Here is a 5,080-nt window from a genome sequence, read left to right on the forward strand (position 1 = left end):
GGTGGGTTCCCGCGGCGACCTACTCTCCCACCGGGTTGCCCCGGCAGTACCATCGGCGCTGGAGGGCTTAACTTCCGGGTTCGGAATGTTGCCGGGTGTGTCCCCTCCGCTACGGCCACGGGAAACTTGAAAGTTTCGGGTGTTCGTGAGCTGTTGGATAGCGAGCGCGAGCGGTACGGCAAGTCCTCGGGCTATTAGTACCGGTCAGCTGCACCAGTTGCCTGGCTTGTACTTCCGGCCTATCGACCCAGTCGTCTACTGGGGCCCTTACCCCCTTTGTGGGGTGGGTGATCTCATCTCCAGGTGGGCTTCGCGCTTAGATGCCTTCAGCGCTTATCCACACCGCACGTCGCTAACCGGCCGTGCTCCTGGCGGAACAACCGGCACACGAGAGGTGCGTCCACCCCGGTCCTCTCGTACTAGGGGCAGCTCCTGTCAAATCACCTGCGCGCGCAGCGGATAGGGACCGAACTGTCTCACGACGTTCTGAACCCAGCTCGCGTACCGCTTTAACGGGCGAACAGCCCGACCCTTGGGACCTGCTCCAGCCCCAGGATGCGATGAGCCGACATCGAGGTGCCAAACCCTGCCGTCGATATGGACTCTTGGGCAGGATCAGCCTGTTATCCCCGGGGTACCTTTTATCCGTTGAGCGACGGCGATTCCACTCTCCACCGTCGGATCACTAAGCCCGTCTTTCGACCCTGCTCGACATGTCTGTCTCGCAGTCAAGCTCCCTTGTGCCTTTACACTCAACGACCGATTGCCGACCGGTCTGAGGGAACCTTTGGGCGCCTCCGTTACCTTTTGGGAGGCAACCGCCCCAGTTAAACTGCCCGCCAGGCACTGTCCCTGATCCGGATCACGGACCGAGGTTAGGAACTCAGCACGTCAAGGGTGGTATTCCAAGGATGGCTCCACCAGCACTGGCGTGCCAGCTTCACAGCCTCCCACCTATCCTGCACGTGACGTACCAAGCTCCAATACCAAGCTACAGTAAAGGTCCCGGGGTCTTTCCGTCCTGCTGCGCGTAGCGAGCATCTTTACTCGCAATGCAATTTCGCCGAGTCTCTGGTTGAGACAGTGCCCAAGTCGTTACGCCATTCGTGCAGGTCGGAACTTACCCGACAAGGAATTTCGCTACCTTAGGACCGTTATAGTTACGGCCGCCGTTTACTGGCGCTTGGCTTCGAAGCTTCGCCTTGCGGCTAACCTCTCCGCTTAACGTTCCAGCACCGGGCAGGCGTCAGAGCGTATACATCCACTTACGTGTTCGCACGCTCCTGTGTTTTTGGTAAACAGTCGCTTGGGCCTGGTCACTGCGGCCCCAAACAGCTTCCCGACGCAAGGTCGGTAACCGTCCGGGGCGCCCCTTATCCCGAAGTTACGGGGCCAATTTGCCGAGTTCCTTAACCAGAGTTTGCTCGATCGCCTCGGTATTCTCTACCTGACCACCTGTGTCGGTTTGGGGTACGGGCACCCTCACAACTCCCTAGACGCTTTTCTTGGGAGCATGGCATCGATGGCTTCCACAAAGTGTCGACATCACGTCTCAGCCTTGGTGTGGTCCGGATTTCCCTGGCCCACGGCCTACACGCTTGTCCCGGGACGACCAACGCCCGGGTCCACCTAGCCTTCTCCGTCACGCCATCGGTGACCTACTGGCTCCAGGGTCCCGGATCCGTAGACCCGGTTAGCTGAAACGTTCGGTTGTTGACGCGGTGAAGGTGGTACCGGAATATCAACCGGTTGTCCATCGGCTACGCCTCGCGGCCTCGCCTTAGGTCCCGACTTACCCTGGGCGGATGAACCTTCCCCAGGAACCCTTGGTCAATCGGCGGGGGAGTTCCTCCCTCCCCTTTCGCTACTCATGCCTACATTCTCACTCGACACGCATCCACCACTGGGTTACCCCGCAGCTTCACTCGCGTGTCGACGCTCCCCTACCACCCCAACCAGCTTTCGCTTGTGTGGTTGAGATCCGCAGCTTCGGTGCCTGGCTTAGCCCCGTTACATTATCGGCGCAAGAACACTTGACCAGTGAGCTATTACGCACTCTTTCAAGGATGGCTGCTTCTAAGCCAACCTCCTGGTTGTCTCTGCGTTCTCACATCCTTTGCCACTTAGCCAGAACTTTGGGACCTTAGCTGGCGGTCTGGGTTGTTTCCCTCTCGAATACGGAGCTTATCCCCCGCATTCTCACTGCCGTGCTCTCACTTGCCGGTATTCGGAGTTTGCCTGAGTTCGGTAAGCTTTTAGGCCCCCTAGCCCAAACAGTGCTCTACCCCCGGCAAGAAACACACGACGCTGCACCTAGATGCATTTCGGGGAGAACCAGCTATCACCAAGTTTGATTGGCCTTTCACCCCTATCCACAGGTCATCCGAGCAGTTTTCAACCTACAACGGTTCGGGCCTCCACGAGGTCTTACCCTCGCTTCACCCTGCCCATGGATAGATCACTTGGTTTCGGGTCTAGCGCCGCCGACTCAAATCGCCCTGTTCAGACTCGCTTTCGCTTCGGCTTCCCCACACGGGTTAACCTTGCCAGCGACGGCTAACTCGTAGGCTCATTCTTCAAAAGGCACGCCGTCACACCCCACAAGGGGACGCTCCGACGGTTTGTAAGCACACGGTTTCAGGTTCTCTTTCACTCCCCTCCCGGGGTACTTTTCACCGTTCCCTCACGGTACTGGTCCGCTATCGGTCACCGAGGAGTGTTTAGCCTTATCAGGTGGTCCTGACAGATTCGGACGGGATTTCACGGGCCCCGCCCTACTCGGGTGCGACTGAATGGAGATCCGTCATGCTTCACGTACCGGGCTATTACCGTCTCTGGCCAGGTTTTCCACCCTGTTCCGCTACACGCGAATTTTGTAACTCCACGGAAGTCCGGCAGAACTTCCAACAGCCGTCCCACAACCCCGCACACGCAACGCCTGCCGGCTTGACACGTGCACGGTTTAGGCTGCACCCCTTTCGCTCACCACTACTCAGGGCATCACTCTTGTTTTCTCTTCCACCAGGTACTGAGATGTTTCAGTTCCCCGGGTTCCCTGTACCTGCCCTATGTATTCAGACAGGCCTGACCGGGCATGACCCCAGCCGGGTTTCCCCATTCGGACATCCCTGGATCTATGGATGGTTAGCTCCTCCCCAGGGCTTATCGCAGCTTCCCACGTCCTTCATCGGCTCTCGGTGCCAAGGCATCCACCGTGTGCCCTTGACTACTTGCCGTACAAGATGCTCGCGCTCGCTATCCAATTCTCAAAGAACACCCACACCCACCGAAGCGCACCAGCCAACCCTCAAAGGCTGCGGTATACGGCACCGGCAGATGCACACTGAAAGCGGTGTCGCTCTCAGAGCTGCACAGGGCACGACAGACCATCACGACGCTGAACCGGCCGAACGTCACACCCCACAAAAGGGCTCCCGCACGACCGTCAACACCGAAGATGCTGACCAACCAGTGGTTCACGAAACCACCCACACACCGCCAGCACGAACGGCTGACGCGTGGCAGGAAGCTCCAGAAAGGAGGTGATCCAGCCGCACCTTCCGGTACGGCTACCTTGTTACGACTTCGTCCCAATCGCCAGTCCCACCTTCGACGGCTCCCCCCCATACGGGTTAGGCCACCGGCTTCGGGTGTTACCGACTTTCATGACGTGACGGGCGGTGTGTACAAGGCCCGGGAACGTATTCACCGTGGCGTTGCTGATCCACGATTACTAGCGACTCCGGCTTCACGCAGTCGAGTTGCAGACTACGATCCGAACTGAGACCGGCTTTTTGGGATTCGCTCCCCCTCACGGGATCGCAGCCCTCTGTACCGGCCATTGTAGCATGTGTGCAGCCCTGGACGTAAGGGGCATGATGACTTGACGTCATCCCCACCTTCCTCCGGTTTGACACCGGCAGTCTCCCATGAGTCCCCACCATTACGTGCTGGCAACACAGGATAGGGGTTGCGCTCGTTGCGGGACTTAACCCAACATCTCACGACACGAGCTGACGACAGCCATGCACCACCTGTACACCTCGAACGAATCCACCGTATCTCTACGGCTGAACGGTGTATGTCAAGCCCAGGTAAGGTTCTTCGCGTTGCTTCGAATTAAGCCACATGCTCCGCCGCTTGTGCGGGCCCCCGTCAATTCCTTTGAGTTTTAGCCTTGCGGCCGTAGTCCCCAGGCGGGGTGCTTAACGCGTTAGCTTCGGCACGGAGAACGTGAACAATCCCCCACACCTAGCACCCATCGTTTACGGCGTGGACTACCAGGGTATCTAATCCTGTTCGCTACCCACGCTTTCGCATCTCAGCGTCAGGAAAGGCCCAGAGAGCCGCCTTCGCCGCTGGTGTTCCTCCCGATATCTGCGCATTCCACCGCTACACCGGGAATTCCACTCTCCTCTACCTTCCTCAAGCCATGCAGTACCGGATGCAGTTCCGAAGTTAAGCCTCGGGATTTCACATCCGACTCACATGGCCGCCTACATGCGCTTTACGCCCAATGATTCCGGACAACGCTCGCCCCCTACGTATTACCGCGGCTGCTGGCACGTAGTTGGCCGGGGCTTCTTCTGGAGGTACCGTCACTTTACGCTTCTTCCCTCCTGAAAGCGGTTTACGACCCGAAGGCCTTCTTCCCGCACGCGGCGTGGCTGCGTCAGGCTTTCGCCCATTGCGCAAGATTCTCCACTGCTGCCTCCCGTAGGAGTCTGGGCCGTGTCTCAGTCCCAGTGTGGCTGATCGAGCTCTCACTCCAGCTACGCGTCGTCGCCTTGGTGAGCCATTACCCCACCAACAAGCTGATACGCCGCGAGGCCGTCCGATACCGCCTGAACTTTCCCGAAACCACCATGCAGTGGCAACGGAACATCCGGTATTAGCCACGGTTTCCCGCGGTTATCCCGAAGTACCGGGTAGGTTCCTCACGTGTTACTCACCCGTTCGCCGGTTTCCACCCACCGAAGTAGGCTTCGTCCCTCGACTTGCATGTGTTAAACCCGCCGCCAGCGTTCGTCCTGAGCCAGGATCAAACTCTCCATTGAAAAACCTAACCATCAAGGCAGGT

Annotated in this window: 3 rRNA genes; all 3 read right to left on the reverse strand. The window is 58.6% G+C overall.

The annotated features are described in order from the left end of the window. Nucleotides 1-6: 6 nt before the first annotated feature. Nucleotides 7-123, reverse strand: a 5S ribosomal RNA gene (gene rrf / locus ACERM0_RS22705). Between the two features lie 51 nt (nucleotides 124-174). After that, nucleotides 175-3,236 (reverse strand): 23S ribosomal RNA (locus ACERM0_RS22710). A 299-nt stretch (nucleotides 3,237-3,535) separates the two neighbouring features. Beyond that, a 16S ribosomal RNA gene (locus tag ACERM0_RS22715) occupies nucleotides 3,536-5,057 on the reverse strand. Together the 16S, 23S and 5S rRNA genes form the textbook arrangement of a ribosomal RNA operon. Nucleotides 5,058-5,080: the final 23 nt, after the last annotated feature.

Source organism: Egicoccus sp. AB-alg2 (genome assembly GCF_041821065.1).
Classification (GTDB): Bacteria; Actinomycetota; Nitriliruptoria; order Nitriliruptorales; family Nitriliruptoraceae; genus Egicoccus.